At 55.6% G+C, this 17707-nt stretch carries 14 protein-coding genes and 3 pseudogenes; 9 read left to right on the top strand and 8 right to left on the bottom strand.

Translation table 11 applies throughout. The features are described 5' to 3' along the window. Positions 1-12: 12 nt before the first annotated feature. Positions 13-1038 (bottom strand): NAD(P)H-dependent glycerol-3-phosphate dehydrogenase, encoded by a 1026-nt coding sequence (locus BKD70_RS18480; protein WP_047276117.1) that lies wholly within the window; start codon positions 1036-1038, stop codon positions 13-15. 260 nt (positions 1039-1298) lie between these two features. Between BKD70_RS18480 and BKD70_RS18485 the strand changes: the two genes are divergently transcribed. The 4 genes from BKD70_RS18485 to BKD70_RS18500 all read left to right on the top strand — a co-directional run bounded on the left by BKD70_RS18485 (position 1299) and on the right by BKD70_RS18500 (position 6284). Beyond that, complete coding sequence (locus tag BKD70_RS18485; protein WP_047276119.1) at positions 1299-3185, top strand: ATP-binding protein; 1887 nt, start codon at positions 1299-1301, stop codon at positions 3183-3185. Between the two features lie 249 nt (positions 3186-3434). After that, positions 3435-3950: a 3-hydroxyacyl-[acyl-carrier-protein] dehydratase FabA gene (gene fabA / locus BKD70_RS18490; protein WP_047276121.1), complete on the top strand. Its 516-nt coding sequence runs from the start codon at positions 3435-3437 to the stop codon at positions 3948-3950. 11 nt (positions 3951-3961) lie between these two features. Further along, a complete protein-coding gene (fabB, locus tag BKD70_RS18495; RefSeq protein ID WP_047276123.1) occupies positions 3962-5182 on the top strand; it encodes a beta-ketoacyl-ACP synthase I in 1221 nt (406 codons plus the stop codon). A gap of 319 nt (positions 5183-5501) precedes the next feature. Continuing rightward, a complete protein-coding gene (locus BKD70_RS18500; protein ID WP_047276125.1) occupies positions 5502-6284 on the top strand; it encodes a hypothetical protein in 783 nt (260 codons plus the stop codon). A gap of 125 nt (positions 6285-6409) precedes the next feature. Here BKD70_RS18500 and BKD70_RS18505 read toward each other — a convergent pair whose 3' ends face one another. Then, positions 6410-7417, bottom strand: coding sequence for an amidohydrolase family protein (locus BKD70_RS18505; RefSeq protein ID WP_047276127.1), 1008 nt, complete (start codon positions 7415-7417; stop codon positions 6410-6412). A gap of 140 nt (positions 7418-7557) precedes the next feature. Here BKD70_RS18505 and BKD70_RS18510 point away from each other — a divergent pair, with 140 nt between their 5' ends. Beyond that, positions 7558-7974, top strand: coding sequence for an OsmC family protein (locus BKD70_RS18510; protein ID WP_047276128.1), 417 nt, complete (start codon positions 7558-7560; stop codon positions 7972-7974). 64 nt (positions 7975-8038) lie between these two features. Further along, the gene (locus BKD70_RS18515) at positions 8039-8899 is read left to right on the top strand and encodes a pirin family protein (RefSeq protein WP_047276130.1); all 861 of its coding nucleotides are present in this window, start codon (positions 8039-8041) and stop codon (positions 8897-8899) included. Positions 8900-8957: 58 nt separating this feature from the next. Here BKD70_RS18515 and BKD70_RS25735 read toward each other — a convergent pair whose 3' ends face one another. The 3 genes and pseudogenes from BKD70_RS25735 to BKD70_RS18525 all read right to left on the bottom strand — a co-directional run bounded on the left by BKD70_RS25735 (position 8958) and on the right by BKD70_RS18525 (position 12063). Beyond that, positions 8958-9800, bottom strand: coding sequence for a methyl-accepting chemotaxis protein (locus BKD70_RS25735; RefSeq protein ID WP_371264259.1), 843 nt, complete (start codon positions 9798-9800; stop codon positions 8958-8960). A 15-nt stretch (positions 9801-9815) separates the two neighbouring features. Continuing rightward, positions 9816-10640, bottom strand: a pseudogene (locus tag BKD70_RS25740) (cache domain-containing protein); the annotation flags it as partial. Between the two features lie 103 nt (positions 10641-10743). Next, entirely contained in the window at positions 10744-12063 is a 1320-nt protein-coding gene (locus BKD70_RS18525; protein WP_162493713.1) for a Na+/H+ antiporter family protein, read from the bottom strand. 523 nt (positions 12064-12586) lie between these two features. Here BKD70_RS18525 and BKD70_RS25745 point away from each other — a divergent pair. Beyond that, positions 12587-13657, top strand: a pseudogene (locus BKD70_RS25745) (HAMP domain-containing protein); the annotation flags it as partial. A gap of 342 nt (positions 13658-13999) precedes the next feature. Further along, positions 14000-14515, top strand: a pseudogene (locus BKD70_RS25750) (methyl-accepting chemotaxis protein); the annotation flags it as partial. 23 nt (positions 14516-14538) lie between these two features. On the opposite strand, the gene BKD70_RS18535 reads toward BKD70_RS25750, so the two are convergent. From BKD70_RS18535 to BKD70_RS18545, 3 genes are read right to left on the bottom strand one after another with little or no spacing between them, the layout of a single operon-like run. Further along, positions 14539-15873 carry an ATP-binding protein gene (locus tag BKD70_RS18535; RefSeq protein ID WP_047276138.1) on the bottom strand — a complete coding sequence of 445 codons (1335 nt, stop codon included), beginning with the start codon at positions 15871-15873 and terminating at the stop codon, positions 14539-14541. Next, positions 15870-16538: a response regulator transcription factor gene (locus tag BKD70_RS18540; protein WP_047276140.1), complete on the bottom strand. Its 669-nt coding sequence runs from the start codon at positions 16536-16538 to the stop codon at positions 15870-15872. The genes BKD70_RS18535 and BKD70_RS18540 overlap by 4 nt, the downstream gene beginning before the upstream one ends. Beyond that, positions 16538-16852, bottom strand: a complete 315-nt coding sequence (locus BKD70_RS18545) for a PepSY domain-containing protein (protein WP_047276015.1) — start codon at positions 16850-16852, stop codon at positions 16538-16540. Before BKD70_RS18545 ends, BKD70_RS18540 begins: the two co-directional genes overlap by 1 nt. Before the next feature lie 220 nt (positions 16853-17072). On the opposite strand from BKD70_RS18545, the gene queD reads away from it, so the two are divergent. Beyond that, the gene (queD, locus tag BKD70_RS18550; protein WP_047276013.1) at positions 17073-17429 is read left to right on the top strand and encodes a 6-carboxytetrahydropterin synthase QueD; all 357 of its coding nucleotides are present in this window, start codon (positions 17073-17075) and stop codon (positions 17427-17429) included. Positions 17430-17707: the final 278 nt, after the last annotated feature.

The raw sequence follows: 17707 nt of genomic DNA on the forward strand, positions 1-17707 counted from the left end.
CTCCTGTCGGGTTCAGTTGAAACCACTGGTGGAAATAAAATCGACGTCAGTCTTGGGCTCACCCCGCATCAGCACTTCAATCACCTGATTGAGCGTACGCCCTTCAAAGAGGATCGCGTGCAAACCGGCCACCAGCGGCATGTAAACATTCAGTTCCTGCGCCTTGGCCTTGAGCACCTTGAGGGTATTGACGCCTTCAGCCACTTCGCCAAGACGCGAGACGGCCTCTTCCAGGCTCAGACCTTCACCCAGGGCGAACCCCACCTGATAGTTACGGCTCTTGGGGGAAGAACAGGTCACGATCAAATCGCCTACCCCGGCCAATCCCAGGAAGGTCATCGGGTTGGCACCTTGACTGACAGCAAATCGCGTCATTTCAGCCAAAGCACGGGTAATCAACATACTTTTAGTGTTTTCGCCCATGCCCAGCGCAACCGCCATGCCGGCAATGATTGCATAGACGTTTTTAAGCGCCCCGCCCAACTCGACGCCGAAGCGGTCGGCACTGGCATACACACGAAATGTGCGGCCATGCAAAACCGCTTGAACCTGCGTGCACAGGGCTTCATCAGCACTGGCAACGACCGTGGCCGTCAGCGCATGTTCTGCGACTTCACGCGCCAGGTTAGGCCCCGACAACACGCCAATCCGCGCTTGCGGGGCGATCTCTTCAAGAATTTCGCTCATCAGTTTGAAGCTGTGGGCTTCAATGCCTTTGGTCAGGCTGACGAGCATTTTGCCGCTCAAGCGCTCGGCATGCGCTGATAGCACGGTCCGCAATGCGCTGGAAGGCAAGGCGACGAAACATAAATCACACGCCTCAAGGGTGGCTTGCAAGTCCGTGACCGGATCAACGCCTGGATGAATCTTGATGCCTTTAAGGTAACGAGGGTTTTCACGGTTAAGTCGAATCGCCTCGGCTTGCACCGGGTCGCGCATCCATTGACGCACCGGGTGACCGTTTTCTGCCAGCAGGTTGGCCACCGCGGTGCCAAAGCTCCCGCCTCCCAAGACCGCAATCGCGCGCTGTTCAGTCATAGCAATCCTGTCATCCATCTAGCCGTGGCAATGGCGGCATTATACGGAGCACATCCGCTGGGGCCAGCCCCCCTCACGCAGCGCCCTTGTGCGGCTGTTCCCTCAGAAAATGCATGGTTTTGACTGGAAAACTGATTCAGCTCGGTTAACATGCCGCCCATCATCCACACTCGAGGCAGCCTGGCTGCGCACCTGCATGACTGACTGCACGTCACGGCTGATCTCGGCACCCTGGCGCTGGCTCACGGAACCTCTCACTCATGGCTGATCGACGCCGCTGGGATATTCACGCCCGTACCCAAATGATGAGCCTGGGCCCTGCTTTGCTGTTGACCCTGATGCTCATCAGCTTTTTTACCTTTGTGCGCCTGCAGGATTTGCGTCAAGAGCTCAACCACACAGGCCAGTTGATTGCTAACCAACTGGCCCCAGCCACGGAGTTCGGGGTGATTTCCGGCAACACGCACGTGCTCGAAACCCTGATGCAAGCCTCGTTAAATACCCCTCACGTGCAATTCGTGCAGGTTCAGGACCGCGCCAACCAGGTGCTGGTGCATGCGCAGCAACCTTTGGCCGATAAGGGTCGCCCCCAGGATGTGGAAATGTTTGAGGCACCCGTGCGCGTTCAAAGCATTTCAGGAAAACCCGACAACGATCCCATGACGCCTGCCACCGAGGATTACCTGGGGCGGGTGTTGGTGGGCATGTCCAGTGATGCCTTCAATGAGCGTCAGCAGGACATCCTGTTGAAAGCCATGATCCTTGCGCTGTTTGCATTGGGCTTTACCTACTTGCTGGCGCGGCGCCTGGCGTCCAACCTGTCCCAGCCGATCAGCGACATGAGCGATGCGGTGAAGGCGATTCAACAGGGGCACTTCAACACGCCTTTACCGGTGGTTGACGATGGTGAACTGGGCAGCCTGGCCCGCCACATTAATAACCTGGCGCACGGACTGGCCCAAGCCAGCCGCGAACAACAGACCGCAATCGCTCAGTTGATCCAGACCCGCGAGGAAGCAGAGCGCGCCAACAGCGCAAAAACCGATTTTCTGGCCATGATGAGCCATGAGTTGCGCACGCCGATGAACGGTGTTCTGGGGATGCTGCAATTGCTGGAAACCACCCACATGACGGACGAACAGGCTGAGTACGCCGCACTGGCCTCGGAGTCCACGGAACACTTGCTCAAGGTCATCAACGACATCCTCGATTTCTCCAGAATCGAGCGTTCCACCCTGGAACTGGAGCAGATCCCGTTCAACCTTGCCGAGCTGGTGGGCAATTGCGCGCAGGCGTTTCAGCACAGTGCCGTACAGCGTGGTCTGAAGCTGAACTTGAGCATGGCCGAGGGCCTGCAGGATTTACAGGTTTTGGGCGACCCTACGCGGATTCGTCAGATACTGGTCAACCTGATCGGCAACGCACTGAAGTTCACCGAGCAGGGTCAAGTCAGTATCGAGCCAACCTGGCAACCGCTGGACCATGAGCTGATCTGGTTCACTTGCACGGTACGCGACAGCGGGATCGGGATCAGCGCAGATAAGCTGGAGTCGATGTTCAAAGCCTTCCAGCAGGCCGACAGTTCGATTTCACGACGTTACGGTGGCACCGGGCTTGGCTTGCCCATCGCCCGCACCCTGGCTGAACGCATGGGCGGTCGCTTGCTTGCGCAAAGCGAAGAAGCTCAAGGCTCGGTCTTCACCCTGGAAATCCCCCTTGAGCTGCACCAGAGCATTGCCATTAACCCAAGGCCGGCGATGGCTGCGGACAACGCGTGCATCAAAGGACGCAAGGTCCTGCTGGTGGAAGATAACCCGGTCAACCAGACCGTTATCGAAGCCATGCTCAGCAGCCTGGGGTATGAAGTGAGCATGGTCAGTGACGGCGCACAGGCCATTCACCGGGCCAACACCGAGGCATTTACAGCCATCCTGATGGATTGCAGGCTACCGATTATTGATGGTTATGAGGCGACCCGGCAGATCCGCCAATTGTTGGGTTGTACGGACGTGCCCATTATTGCGCTGACCGCCAACGCCTTGCAGGGCGACCGCGAGGCGTGTCTGCAAGCCGGAATGAACGATTACCTGGCCAAGCCGTTCAAACGCACTGATCTGGAGCAAATACTGCGGCGCTGGGTCCAGTAACTTATGGCTATTAGCCTACCTGCGACTGGCGTAAAACCTAAAAGTGCGGCAGTCTTAGGCACCCGATTGGGGCCCTTGACCGGCCTGAATTACAATTTCAGTGAACAAGTGTACATTTGTGCCCTTGGCGCTGTGACTTTCACTACTACGCAATAGTCTATGTGTAGGCTGGCGAACTGAGACGGGTATGTTTCAGTTGGTCGGGAAGTTTTGCCCCACCTTGCCGCATGGGATTATTGAGGAGCTCGCATGACCAAACAAAACGCCTTTACTCGGGAAGATCTGCTGCGCTGTAGCCGCGGCGAACTGTTCGGCCCAGGTAACGCGCAACTGCCCGCCCCTAACATGCTGATGGTGGATCGCATCACCCATATCAGTGAAGAGGGTGGCAAGTACGGCAAAGGTGAATTGGTCGCCGAGCTGGATATCACCCCTGACCTGTGGTTCTTCGCTTGTCACTTTGAAGGTGACCCGGTGATGCCAGGTTGCCTGGGCCTCGACGCCATGTGGCAGCTGGTGGGTTTCTACCTCGGCTGGCAAGGTCTGCCGGGCCGCGGTCGTGCCTTGGGTTCAGGCGAAGTGAAGTTCTTCGGCCAGGTCCTGCCGACCGCACAGAAAGTCACTTACAACATCCATATCAAGCGCGTCCTCAAGGGCAAGCTGAACCTGGCCATTGCCGATGGTTCGGTGGCCGTTGACGGTCGCGAAATCTACACCGCCGAAGGCCTTCGCGTCGGCGTTTTCACTTCAACTGACAACTTCTAAGGGTTATCCGCATGCGCCGCGTCGTTATCACTGGTCTGGGCATCGTTTCGTGCCTGGGCAATGACAAAGAGACCGTCTCCGCTAACCTGCGTGCAAGTCGCCCTGGCATCCGATTCAACCCGGAATATGCCGAAATGGGTCTGCGTAGCCAGGTTTCCGGCTCCATTGACCTGAACCTCGAAGAATTGATCGATCGCAAGATTTATCGTTTCGTCGGCCACGCAGCTGCTTACGCTTACTTGGCCATGAAAGACGCCATCACTGATTCGGGCCTGACCGAGGAGCAAGTCTCCAACCCGCGTACCGGCCTGATTGCCGGTTCGGGCGGCGCGTCGACCCTGAACCAGATGGAAGCGCTGGACATCCTGCGCGAAAAAGGCGTTAAACGTGTTGGCCCATACCGTGTAACGCGGACCATGAGCAGCACCGTTTCGGCTTGCCTGGCCACACCGTTCAAGATCAAGGGCCTGAACTACTCCATCGCTTCTGCCTGCGCCACCAGTGCTCACTGCATCGGTACCGCCATGGAACAGATTCAGATGGGCAAGCAGGACATCGTATTCGCCGGCGGCGGTGAAGAAGAGCACTGGAGCCAATCGTTCCTGTTCGACGCCATGGGCGCCCTCTCCAGCCAATACAACGACACACCGGAAAAAGCCTCCCGTGCCTACGATGCCAAGCGTGACGGTTTCGTCATTGCCGGTGGTGGCGGCATGGTGGTGGTTGAGGAGCTGGAGCACGCTCTGGCCCGCGGCGCCAAAATCTACGCCGAGATCGTCGGTTACGGTGCAACATCCGACGGTTACGACATGGTTGCCCCAAGCGGTGAAGGCGCCATTCGTTGCATGCAGATGGCAATGTCTACCGTTGACGCCCCAATCGACTACATCAACACCCACGGCACCTCGACCCCGGTCGGCGACATTGCCGAGATGAAAGGTGTGCGTGAAGTGTTCGGTGAAAATGCGCCCGCCATCAGCTCCACCAAGAGCCTGTCGGGTCACTCCCTGGGCGCCGCAGGCGTTCACGAAGCGATCTATTGCATGCTGATGATGGAAGGCAACTTCATTGCTGGCTCGGCCAACATTGAAGAACTGGACCCGGCGGTCGCCGACATGCCGATCCTGACCAAAACCCGTGAAGATGCAAAAATCGACACGGTGATGAGCAACAGCTTCGGTTTCGGCGGCACCAATGCCACGCTGGTTCTCAAGCGTTGGGCGGGCAAATAAGCCAACCTCTTGCCTCATAAAAAAGCCCTGACCTGTCAGGGCTTTTTTGTGGGTGCCACTTACGTTCAGAAACGCTCTTACGCAACCGGGTATTCCTGTCCCTTTAAATTATTTACCCACGCTTAATGCCCTCATACCCCGTTGATTATTAACAACCTCCAACACCGTAATGACGCGCCATTTACAAGAAGTAAAAACAGCGTTCACGGCATATCGAAACATTTAAAAACACCCCCTTTGATACAACTCGCCACTTGTCGACTACGTTTATTTAAACAACCAAAACACACCTTAATACTTACGCGCACAAGGAAGAGCGATGAAATCCATCATGCTTAATATGAAACAGAAGGCGTTACCCCTGGCGATGAGCGGGGTAAAAAACAAACTTGTTATTCTTCTGGAAACAACAGGCGAAAAGGAGCGCTACGGGGCAAAACTTGAAGCCATCATGACCCCTAGCAGTAACAGTAACGTTAACGGCATCTTTATGTACAACGCTCAATATGGTTATCAAGCGCACCCTAATGGTCGCGACGGGCACTGGTTCTACGTACCCTCTTTCAACTCAGAGCACTGGAAATCCGAGATTCTTGTCTATGTAACTTGCGATCATTTACCCACTGACGGTAGCGTCGTCGAGGTCGGTACCTTCACGTATTACAGCCCGGAAGGCGTACGGGGTGTCTCGACCCCATTGCGGGTAAGAGCGCCTTTTGACCCCAGAGTCAAAATGAACTTGAAACAAGAACTGCTCGCCAGTTGGGAAGATAACTTAAGTGGCAAGCGCGTCTACAGCCACAGGATCAGCCTTGATTTGCCTGATAAGAATGTCAGCCACTGGAGCGTTTCTTTTAAAGTCGGGAAAGGAACACTCGTTTTCAACAAGCCCTGGACCGCCTACACCCACGACGAACTTACAGGGGTCATCGAACTCACGTGGTCAGCCCCTAAAAACGCTACACACACTGAAAAAAGAGAGGTCGATTTCCAGTTACTGTCCACGTCTAAACACTACGAGCCCGCGCTGGAGAACCTGGCCAACCTTGAGGGTCATTACGTGATGAAAGGAAGTCCATTGGCCGGCGACTGTCAGGATTAAGACTGTACTGTTACGCCTATCAGCAAGTGCGCGCCAACATCTGTAGATGAACTGACGCGCATATTTAGGCGTGCTTATCATGCCTATTTAAACAGTGTCGCGCTGCTGGAGTCACTGAGAGAGAATCAACTTCTATTCTTGGGCAAGATGGCTAAAAAGTTATCTTTGGCCACCTTATGAGCTACCTCCACTGGCAGCGCGTTTAAAAAGGGATCAAAGCTGTGCATTTCCTGCCCCAACTTGTCGAACCGCCCTACCACATCTGACCCCAGCATAAAGCGTTCTGGGAAGCGCTTAACGAGTGCCACCCACTCAGCCCTCGGCTTGCCTTGCTCATCCAGCAGATAAGGCGTGAGCATACTCCAGGACAGGTCGATATAAAGATTGGGATAAGTGGCCAGCAAACGGGTCAGCGTCGGTAATAAAAACTCCATCTGTGTTTGATGCCGATGAATCTCGGCGCTGGTACCGGCGTGCGCCCAAATAAAGCGCGTGTCAGGGTGTTGACCCAACGGCTCTTCGATTTCTGCTAGGTATAACGGATTTTTTTCACGCTTTGACGTGATATTCGAATGCACCAGCACCGGCAGGTCATGCTCGGCCGCCAAGGTGTAAATACGCATCATCGCCTCATTGTTGGCTCGTGGCGTATCCCCGGAAATCAGTGCCGTCAGATCGTCGTGACGGGTGAAGACCTCGCCAATGCCTTGCCACAGCCCCGGATTGAGGTCGAGCATGCGCTGAATGTGCGCGGCGGAGTTCTTGTCGTTCGGATTAAACCCCGACAGAAACGGATGAAAATGCCGACGCTGCTCAGCGCTAAGCTGCTTGACCGCTTGCGCCACCCACACATCGGTTGCGCTGTACCAATAGGCGTCAGCGTCGTCACCCGCGTAGTAACGAGGGCGCTTGGGTTCGTCTTCATGCCACTTTTTGGCCACTGGAATGCCAGAAATCATCACGTGTTGAATGCGATTTTTCTCCATTGCTTGCAGCAACTCAGGCATACCGGCGGTTTCCTGGAAAAAATCCACGTAATGCAAATGCGCGTCGCTGTAAGCATATTCGCGTGCCTGCACCGTGGCACAGACCGCCAACACCCCCAAAGCCAAAAACACTGATGTGAATCTCAATGCGTCATCCTCATGTAGTGATACGAGTAGACCCGATCAGAACCTCCGGGGTTCATGCCACGGTTTTAAATGGAACGCACAATCCCCCAGATGCTCTATAAAGATCAGGACCTTTAATCACTGCCAAGCTGAGGTTTGCCATGACTGTTACCGTTAATACAGTGTCGCACGATGGTTTTCGTCACAGCATCAAGATCGACGACTACGAACTGTTTACCGACGTGCCCAAAAGCGCGGGCGGCGAAGGAAGCGCGCCGTCACCTCACGACTACTTCGATGCTTCATTGGCTGCCTGCAAAGCGCTGACACTGAAGATGTATGCGCAAAAGAAAGACATCCCGCTGACAGGCGTCACGGTCGAGATCAAGCACGATGCCGAGCAGGAACAAAAAGGCCATTACACACTGATCGTCAAGTTAACGCTCAAGGGCGTATTAACGGACGCACAGCGCCAGGAACTGCGCGCAGTCGCGGACAAATGCCCGGTACACAAACTCATGACATCCGCTGAGATTGAGATCGAAACGCACCTGTCTGAAGGCGCCTTCAGCCAGTAAACGGAACGCGCTACCGCGGAGCGTTGGGGTATGCTCAACGCTCCTTGATTGCCGGAGCAGGCTCATGTCTGCACGTATCGTGATTCGCCCCCGCGCTGAAGAAGTGGAAGGCCAACCTATTCTGCGTCCGCTTCCTTCTGCCAAGTGCCGCAGTGTCGGCCCTTTTGTCTTTTTTGATCACATCCTGCAGGCCCGCTATCTGCCAGGCCATGGGATGAATATCCGACAGCATCCTCATATCGGTCTGTCGACCCTTACCTATTTGTATGAAGGTCATTTGCAGCACAAGGACAGCTTGGGCTCCGATCAACGCGTCGGACCGGGCGATGTCAGTTGGATGACCTCAGGGGCAGCCATTGCTCACATTGAACGAACCCCTGAGCCTTTTCTTTCTGCCGGCTCTGATATTCATGGCCTGCAAGTGTGGCTTGCGTCTCCCACAGAGCATGAACAAGGGCCTGGCTACTATAGCTATCACCCGGCTGACAGCCTGCCCGTCAGCGACACCTTGGGTGTCAGGATTTGCCTGATTGCAGGTTCCGGGTTTTGCTTGACCTCCCCGGTGCCCGTGCTTTCTCCCACGCTCTACGCCGACGTACAGATGCAGACTGCGACCACGTTGGTGATCCCGGCTGAGCATGAAGAGCGTGCGGTGTATGTGCTGGAAGGCGATGCAAAAGCCGATGGCGAGCCGCTGGAGGTTCGCACACTCAACGTGTTGTCGGCAGGAGAGGATGTGACGCTCTGCGCTGACAGTCCCTGTCACGTTGTGATTCTCGGCGGCGCAACCCTGGACGGGCCACGTCGAATGAACTGGAATTTCGTCGCCAGCGATCAGGCGCTGATTGAGCGGGCCAGGGCTCGATGGGCTGCCGGGCAATGGCCCACCGTACCGGGCGAGACTGGCCGCATCGAATTACCCTGAACCTCAAACCGCTGGCGAAGGGAACAAAAAACTCGTCACCTTCGCCAGCATCGGCCAATCAAATACGAAACTGACCGACCAGGTCTCCGAGCCGCTGCCCCAACTGCGCCAGGCTGCGAGTCGTTTGCGCGCCCTGCTGGGTTTCGTCTGCCACGTTATCCACGGCGACAGCAATCTGGTGAACACTGCGGTTGATCTCTTCGGCCACCGCCGTCTGCTCTTCTGCTGCACTGGCAATTTGTGCGTTCATCGAGTTGATGGTGCCAATCAGTTGCGCCATGGCGTCCAGTGATTCACCCGCCTGATTGGCCTGCTCGGAAGTACCGACACCCGCTTCGCTGGACCGACGCATGGCCTGGACTGCCTCATCGGTGCCCTGTTGCAGGCGGTCGATCATGCCTTGAATCTCTTGCGTGCTTTGCTGTGTACGGCTGGCCAGCGCACGCACCTCATCGGCGACGACCGCAAAGCCCCGACCCGCTTCACCCGCTCGCGCCGCTTCAATGGCAGCGTTCAAGGCCAGCAAGTTGGTCTGGTCAGCAATAGAGCGAATCACACCCAGTACGCTGACAATAGAGGTCACGTCCTGCTGCAAACTGTCCAACGAAGACCCGCTGCTGCGGATGTCGCTGACCAACGCATGGATCTGCTGAATGCTGCCGTCGACCACACGCTTGGCCACCTGGCCTTCTTCATCGGTTTTCTGCGCCGCGACCGAAGCGCCCTGAGCACTGCGGGCCACCTCTTGTGCGGCCGAGGACATTTCATTGATGGCAGTGGCCACTTGATCCGTCTCGTGACGCTGACGCTCCATGGCCTGCTCAGAACGATGAGCCTGATCAGATACTTGCCCGACCAGCGTCGTCAATTGGAATGTCATGTCCGTGATCTGACGAACCATCGCGTGGATTTTATCCACGAAGCGGTTGAACGAACGGGCCAGGTCGCCAAGTTCGTCCTGACTGGTGATCGCCAAACGGTGGGTCAAGTCACCCTCGCCCGCGGCAATATCGTCCAGGTTGGCTTTCATCAGGTGCAAGGGACGCAGGATGGTATTGGCTACCAACATGCCAATCACTGCGATGACCAGGAGAACGACAAAGGTAATGGCCACGATGCTGAGGATCATGCCCTGCATGCGCTCTTTGACACCGGCTTCGACCTCCGCCACCTGTGCTTCGATGCCATCGAGGTTAACGACGGTACCGATCACCATGTCCCATTTGGGCAAGTACTCGGTATAGCCCAGCTTGGGTACCAGCACGTGTTCGTTGCCCGGCAATGAGGAGCTGTATTGAGCATAGTGGCTGCCATCCTTGGCCACGCGTACCAACTCGCGGTTGGTGTACACGCCATTCGGATCGCGGTTGTCCTGAAAGTTTTTGCCGAGGCCTTCCGGGCTATTGCCTTTGAACAGGCGCACGGTTTGCGAGTCATAGCCGAAAAAGTAGCCGTCATTGCCGTAAGTGACGTTAGAGAGCAACTTGATCACCTGCGCCCGCGCAACCTCATCCCCCGGTTGCGCGGCATCGTAGAGAGGCTTGATCGCGGTCATCGCCACTTCAACGTAGCTTTTCAGGGTGGACTTGGCGTCATTGAGCAGGCGTTGACGAGTTTCCTCCACTTCCTGGTTGGCCTGATTTTGCAAAATCCAGACAGTCGTCAGACTCATGACCAGGGCAAACAACAAGACCGGCAACACTGCGAGGGACAACACTTTTGCCTTCAGGCTCAGGCGCATGGCTTTTACTCTTTTTAAGAAACGACTTACTGCGTTAACGGCCTGAATCCTACAAAGTTAAGACCGCACACAGGTGTTTATTCATAAATGGTCAGCCCGCCGCTTACAGCGTCATTGCCGCAACCCAGCCGAACGCCAGCAGTGGCAAGTTGTAATGCAGGAAAGTGGGCACCACGGTGTCCCAAATATGGTGATGCTGGCCGTCAACGTTCAGACCGGAGGTCGGACCGAGGGTTGAGTCTGAAGCCGGGGACCCGGCATCGCCTAACGCACCGGCAGTGCCCACGATGCACACGATGGCCATTGGACTGAAACCCAGTTGAACGCAGAGCGGAACGAAAATGGCTGCCAGGATGGGCACGGTCGAAAACGACGAGCCAATCCCCATGGTCACCAGCAAGCCGACCAGCAGCATCAGCAGTGCTCCGACGCCTTTACTGTGATTGATCCAGCCCGCGGACGCCTCGACCAGGGATTTCACTTCGCCGGTGGCCTTCATCACTTCGGCAAACCCCGAGGCTGCGATCATGATGAAGCCGATCATGGCCATCATTTTCATGCCTTCGGTAAACAGGTCGTCGGTCTCACGCCAGCGCACGATGCCCGAGGCAGAAAAAATCAGAAAACCGACCAGTGCGCCAATGATCATCGAACCCAGCCACAGCTGAACAATGAAGGCCGCTGCGATGGCCACACCGGCGACCAGCAGGGTGCGCGGGTTATAGCGAATGGCCGTTTGCTCGACCTGCTCGATTTTCGACAGGTCGTACTCACGCTTTTTGCGGTAGCTGATAAACACGGCAACCAGCAAACCGAACAGCATGCCCAACGCCGGAATGGCCATGGCATGGGTGACATTAACCTGGCTGATGTCCACGCCCCCTTTGCTGACGTTGGCGAGCAAGATCTGGTTGAGGAAAATGTTGCCAAAGCCCACAGGCAGGAACATGTACGGCGTGATCAGGCCAAATGTCATGACACAGGCAATCAGGCGACGGTCGATCCGCAGTTTGGTCAAGACGTATAGCAGCGGAGGCACCAGCAAAGGGATAAACGCAATGTGGATCGGCAAAATGTTCTGCGACGAAATGGCCACCACCAACAACAGCACGATCAATAACCACTTGACCCGGTTCCCGCCTGCAGTCTGTTGTTTGTTAACCAAGGTCAGGGCTTTATCGGCCAAGGCATGTGCCAGGCCTGATTTGGCGATGGCTACAGCGAAGGCACCGAGCATTGCATATGACAATGCAACCTGCGCTCCACCGCCCAGCCCGCTGTTGAACGCATTAAGGGTTTCTTCGACGCCCAACCCGCCCACCAGGCCGCCGACGACAGCACCGACGATCAGGGCGATGACCACATGCACACGGGACAGACTGAGCACCAACATGATGCCGACCGCGGCAACAACTGCATTTATCATTACAACCTCATGGCTCACACAACGTGAAAATACCGTCATGCGGATGATTCCGGGCAAAAGACTGCTGTTCCAGTCGCCGGATTTGGAAAGGAGGATTTATTTGAGGGCGCACACTTTGCAGCAGCATTGCCGCCTTGTCAAAGCGCGTGCCTTGCCTTGCCATTAAACGCCCCGCATCCGGCTTTAACCCTAGTAAATACAGGGCCAAATCAAATTTTAAAAAGCCTGATTTCAGGTTTCAACGGTAAAGAAATGTGTCAATCGGCCGCTAACAGACAAAGCCTCTTTTTAGGATGTCTCCATGTCGATCAGACAGCTTTCCATTCAATGGAAAATCACCCTGCTTTCCGGACTTTGTTTATTGGCGATTGTGACGTTGCTGGTGGGATTGTCCCTTTATCGCATGGAGCACAATTCGGAGCTGGTGAAAGCCTCCAGCACCCAGATGCTCAATGAGTCAGCCCAAGCCCGTATCGAATCACAGGGCGAAGCTCAGGCACTGGCCATCAGTCGCCAGTTCATGGATGCGTATCAATATGGGAATGGCTTCGCCCGTCAGGTGCTCTTTCTGCGCGAGCAATCGGAAAAACGTTTTCTGGATGCGTTTGATCTGCGCGAAGACCTGACCCGTCAGGTAAAAGCCGCCTTGCAGGCCAACCCGGACTTGCTCGGTTTGTCTCTTGTGTTTGAAGCGAACGCGCTGGATGGCAAAGACCAGCTGTTTGATCATCAAAAAGAGCTGGGCAGTAACGACAAAGGCCGTTTTGCCCTGTATTGGTCGCAACCGACGCCGGGCAAGCTGACGTCGATGGCGCTTCCTGAAAGTGACATGGCTGATACCAGCACCGGTCCGAGCGGACAGGCCAATAACGCCTGGTTCACTTGCCCGCGCAAGACCCTGAAGCCGTGCATCATTGAGCCCTACTTTTATGAAATAGACGGGCAGAACGTGCTGCTGACCAGCATCGTATTTCCCCTCATGGTTAACGGCAAAGTGATTGCATCGCTGTCCGTGGATATAAATCTCAACAGCCTGCAAGCCCTCAGCCAGGACGCCAGCCAGAAACTCTATGGCGGCCAGACCAACGTAGGCATTATCAGCTCGGTCGGTTTGCTCGCCGGTTACAGTGCCGACGCCAGTAAGCTCAGTCAGCGCCTGGATGCCGTAGATCGTGAAAATGGCGCACAACTGCTGCAAATGATGACCACGGGCGGTCAAGCCCAAAGTCTGCGCAATCAGGGGCGTCTGAAAGTACTCACGCCATTCTTTCCCATCCCGGGGAGCCAACCTTGGGGGGTTTTGCTGGACGTGCCTGAAAAAGTGCTGGTAGGCCCGGCTGAAACCTTGCAGGCCGAGCTGGATGAGCGCAATAACGCCGGCACATTGATTGAGCTGAGCCTGGGCCTGCTGGCGGCGATCGTCGGCCTGGTGCTTATCTGGTTCATGGCGCGCAGCGTGACGCGCCCTATTCTGGGCGTGGCTCACATGCTGGAGGATATCGCCAGTGGCGAAGGTGACCTGACGCGCCGCCTGACGTACGACAAAAAAGACGAGCTTGGCCAGTTGGCCGGTTGGTTTAACCGTTTTCTGGACAAGCTGCAGCCGATCATTGCCGAGGTCAAACGCTCCGTGCAGGATGCGCGCAGCACTGCCGATCAATCGGCCGCCATCGCCACGCAGACCAGCGCGGGCATGGAACAGCAATACCGTCAGGTCGACCAGGCTGCCACGGCTTCCCACGAAATGAGTGCCACGGCACAGGACGTTGCCCGCAGCGCCGCTCAGGCTGCGCAAGCCGCGCGGGATGCAGACCAGGCGACCCGTGAAGGCTTGACCATCATTGACCGCACCACCAGCAGCATCGACCACCTGGCTGCCGACATGAACGACGCCATGACCCAAGTGGAAGGGCTGGCAGCCAACAGTGAAAAAATCGGGACGGTGCTGGAAGTGATTCGCGCCATTGCCGAACAAACCAACTTGCTGGCCTTGAACGCCGCCATCGAGGCGGCCCGGGCCGGCGAAGCAGGCCGCGGATTTGCAGTAGTGGCGGATGAGGTCCGTAACCTCGCGCGGCGCACGCAAGAATCCGTGGAAGAAACCCGCCAGGTGATTGAGCAATTGCAAGCGGGCACGCAAGTGGTCGTCAGCTCAATGGGCAATAGTCATCGTCAGGCGCAAGGCAGTGTTGAACAGGTTGGACAAGCCGTCACAGCCCTGCAACAAATCGGCAATGCCGTGACCGTGATTACGGATATGAACTTGCAGATTGCCAGCGCGGCGGAAGAACAGAGCGCGGTGGCGGAAGAAATCAACAACAACGTGTCGACTATTCGTGATGTCACGGAGTCATTGTCTGAACAGGCAAATGAATCGGCGCGGGTCAGTCAGTCGCTGAACGAACTGGCCAATCAACAACAGACGCTCATGGATCAGTTCCGGGTCTGATTGTGCAAAGGCGACGACATGCCTCAGGCTGTCGTCGCCCCGTTTGCTGGGTGCACCAGTTCAATAGTGACCAACAAACCGCCCCACTCGCCTGTTGTCAACTGCATGCTCGCGCCCCAGGCGTCGACTATGTCGCGCACGATCCCCAGTCCCAAACCATGGCCAGCCGTCTGCTCGTCCAGACGCGTACCGCGACTGACTACCTGATCGCGTTCACCCTCGGGGATGCCCGGACCGTCGTCCTGCACTTGAATGTCATACCCGACTTCCGTTTGCCGCAAACGCAGCTCGACGCGGGCATCCGCCCATTTGCACGCGTTGTCCAATAAGTTGCCCAATAACTCAAGCATGTCTTCGCGATCCCAGGGCAAATGCAGGTTCGGCGTTGAGTCAAAGGTAATCGCAAGATGCTGGCCGTGAATCATGCTTAGGGTGGCGAGCAACGCAGGTAACTCGGCATCGGCATCAAATTGGGCACCCGGTAGAGCATCCCCCGCGAGACGGGCCCGATTAAGTTCTCGGTTCATGCGCTGTTCTATGTGCTCAAGTTGGTCATGCAAAGTGCGCTGAATTTCGGGATAGGCCGCGAGACGTGGGTCGTTGGTAAGACTCATCAGCACTGCCAGGGGCGTTTTCAGGGCATGCCCCAGATTGCCTAAGGCATTGCGTGAACGCTTGAGGGTGTCTTCCGTGTGTGCCAGGAGGTGGTTGATTTGCGTGACCAGCGGCTCCAGTTCAAGGGGCACCTGCGCATCCAATTGAGAGCGTTGGCCTTGCTGTAACTGAGCTATTTGTTTGCGGGCTATCTCCAATGGCCGCAGTGCGCGTTGGACGGTTACACGTTGCAGCATCAGGATGATGATTAACGCCGCCACCCCCATGGCTAAACCAATGCGTTGTACTTGCTTCAGGCTGGCGCGTATGGGCGAGTAATCTTGGGCAACGGTGATGGAAACCACCTGCCCCAAACGTTTGTACTCACTTCGCAGCACGAGCAACATCTGGTTATCCGGGCCTGGCTGGAGTTTGCTGCTCAACCCTGGCTTCGCTGTCTTGGGGAGTTGACTGTCCCAGAGGGATCGAGACCTCCAGTGGATGTCCCCAAACTCAATACTGAAGTAATGCCCGGAAAACGGACGCTGATAAGCGGGCGCCAGACGTCGCTCGTCGAGTTGTAATCCTTGGGGGCCCCGGCTTAATGCAATCAACAGGTTTTCACTGTCATTTTGCAAGCCTGACTCCAGATAACGCTGCAGACCTGTTTCAAATAACCACAGGCTAACCTGCCCCACTACAAGGCCTGCTACCAGCAAGACACTGACAAGCCCAAGACTGAGCCTGCGCTGGATTGACCTCATGAAGTACCCGATCCAAAGATATATCCTTGCCCGCGGCGCGTTTCAATCACATCACGTCCCAATTTGCGGCGCAGGTGGTTTACATGCACTTCCAATACATTGGAATCACGCTCGGTTTCACCATCATATAAGTGCTCGGATAGATGGCTTTTCGAGAGAATTTGTTGCGGATGCAACATGAAATACCGCAATAACCGGAACTCGGCAGCGGTCAGTTGAATATCGACACCATCCCGGGTAACACATTGACGGCCTTCATCCAGTTGCAAGCCGGCAGACGTTAATACCGGTTGATTGGCATGGCCATGCGAGCGTCGTAACAGCGCCTGCACCCGCAATTGCAATTCTTCTGGATGGAAGGGTTTGGTCAGATAATCATCCGCTCCGGCCTTGAGGCCCTCTATCCGCTCCGCCCAAGAGCTGCGAGCTGTGAGTATCAACACTGGGGTGGTCACGCCACCTGCTCGCCACTGTTGTAGAACGTCTATGCCGGGCAGACCCGGTAATCCCAAGTCAAGAATGATTAAATCATAAGGCTCGCTTTGCCCTTCATGGAGAGCGTCACGGCCATCAGCAAGCCAGTCAACGGCATAACCTTGACGGGTCAGGGCGGCAGTCAACTCATCAGCCAATGGCACATGATCTTCAACCAGCAACAAACGCATTAATCGTCTTCCTTATCTTCGAACAATTCACCTTCACGGGCGTCGAACTTGAGCTCTCGAACAACGCCTTCCTTGGTCAACAGTTCGACTTCATAAACGTAACGACCGTGTTTTTTTTCCAACTCAACTTCCAGCAATCTGGAAGCCGGGTAGCGCTCAAGGGCTCTGTCCACAAACTGCTCAAACGGCAAAATAATCCCTTTTTGGCGCAGGCGCAGTGCTTCATCCGGCCCCAGATCCCGCGCGACAGCCAGCGAGCAAACACCAAAAAGCATTAAAACCAGCAGAGCTTTAGCGCCCCCGCTCCCGTACATGGTATCTCCTGATGTCCAGCGCATAAGGTGGTGTTGAATGCTGGAGGGGTTAACTCTACTGGTCATGGCTTAACTTAAACTGAAGATATCGGGCATTTTGTCGCTGATCATACTCCGGTCCCGCTCAGGTTGAGCGCTGCGCCGGGGTTAACTGTTAAACTCTGTTTCTGCTTTCATCACACACGTGAAAGCCCCCCTTTCTTCAAGAGCTGCTAACACTGTGGAAATTTTCAAAGAGTTTACCTTCGAGTCGGCGCACCGCCTGCCTTTCGTTCCGCAAGGACACAAATGCGGACGCTTGCACGGCCACTCATTCAAAGTAGCGATCCATTTAAGCGGTGAAATAGACGCTTCGACTGGCTGGATTCGGGACTTTTCTGAGATCAAAGCGATTTTCAAGCCTCTCTATGAAGTGCTTGATCATAACTATTTGAATGACATTCCTGGTCTGGAAAATCCAACGAGCGAAGTGCTTGCCACGTGGATATGGCAGCAGCTGAAACCTTTGCTGCCAGAGTTGTCAGCAATACGAATTCACGAAACCTGTACCAGCGGTTGTATTTATCGCGGCGAGTGATTTCGGAGTTAGCGGTTTGTTTCACCCCAACCTGCGAGCAGAGTGTTCGCAGGTTTTTTTTGGCCAAAAAACGGGTTTAGCCTCGTCAATTGAGGCCGTCGCAGGCGTGTAACTTTTCTTGAGGGATGGGGTTACCCGTAGAATTACCTGAAAGCTCTTTTTCAGGCACAAAAACAAAATCCCCGTCTGCGTGAGCAGACAGGGATTTTGGAATTTAATCTTGACGATGACCTACTCTCACATGGGGAAACCCCACACTACCATCGGCGATGCATCGT

This window comes from Pseudomonas sp. BS-2016 (assembly GCF_001806145.1).
Lineage (GTDB): Bacteria > Pseudomonadota > Gammaproteobacteria > Pseudomonadales > Pseudomonadaceae > Aquipseudomonas > Aquipseudomonas lundensis.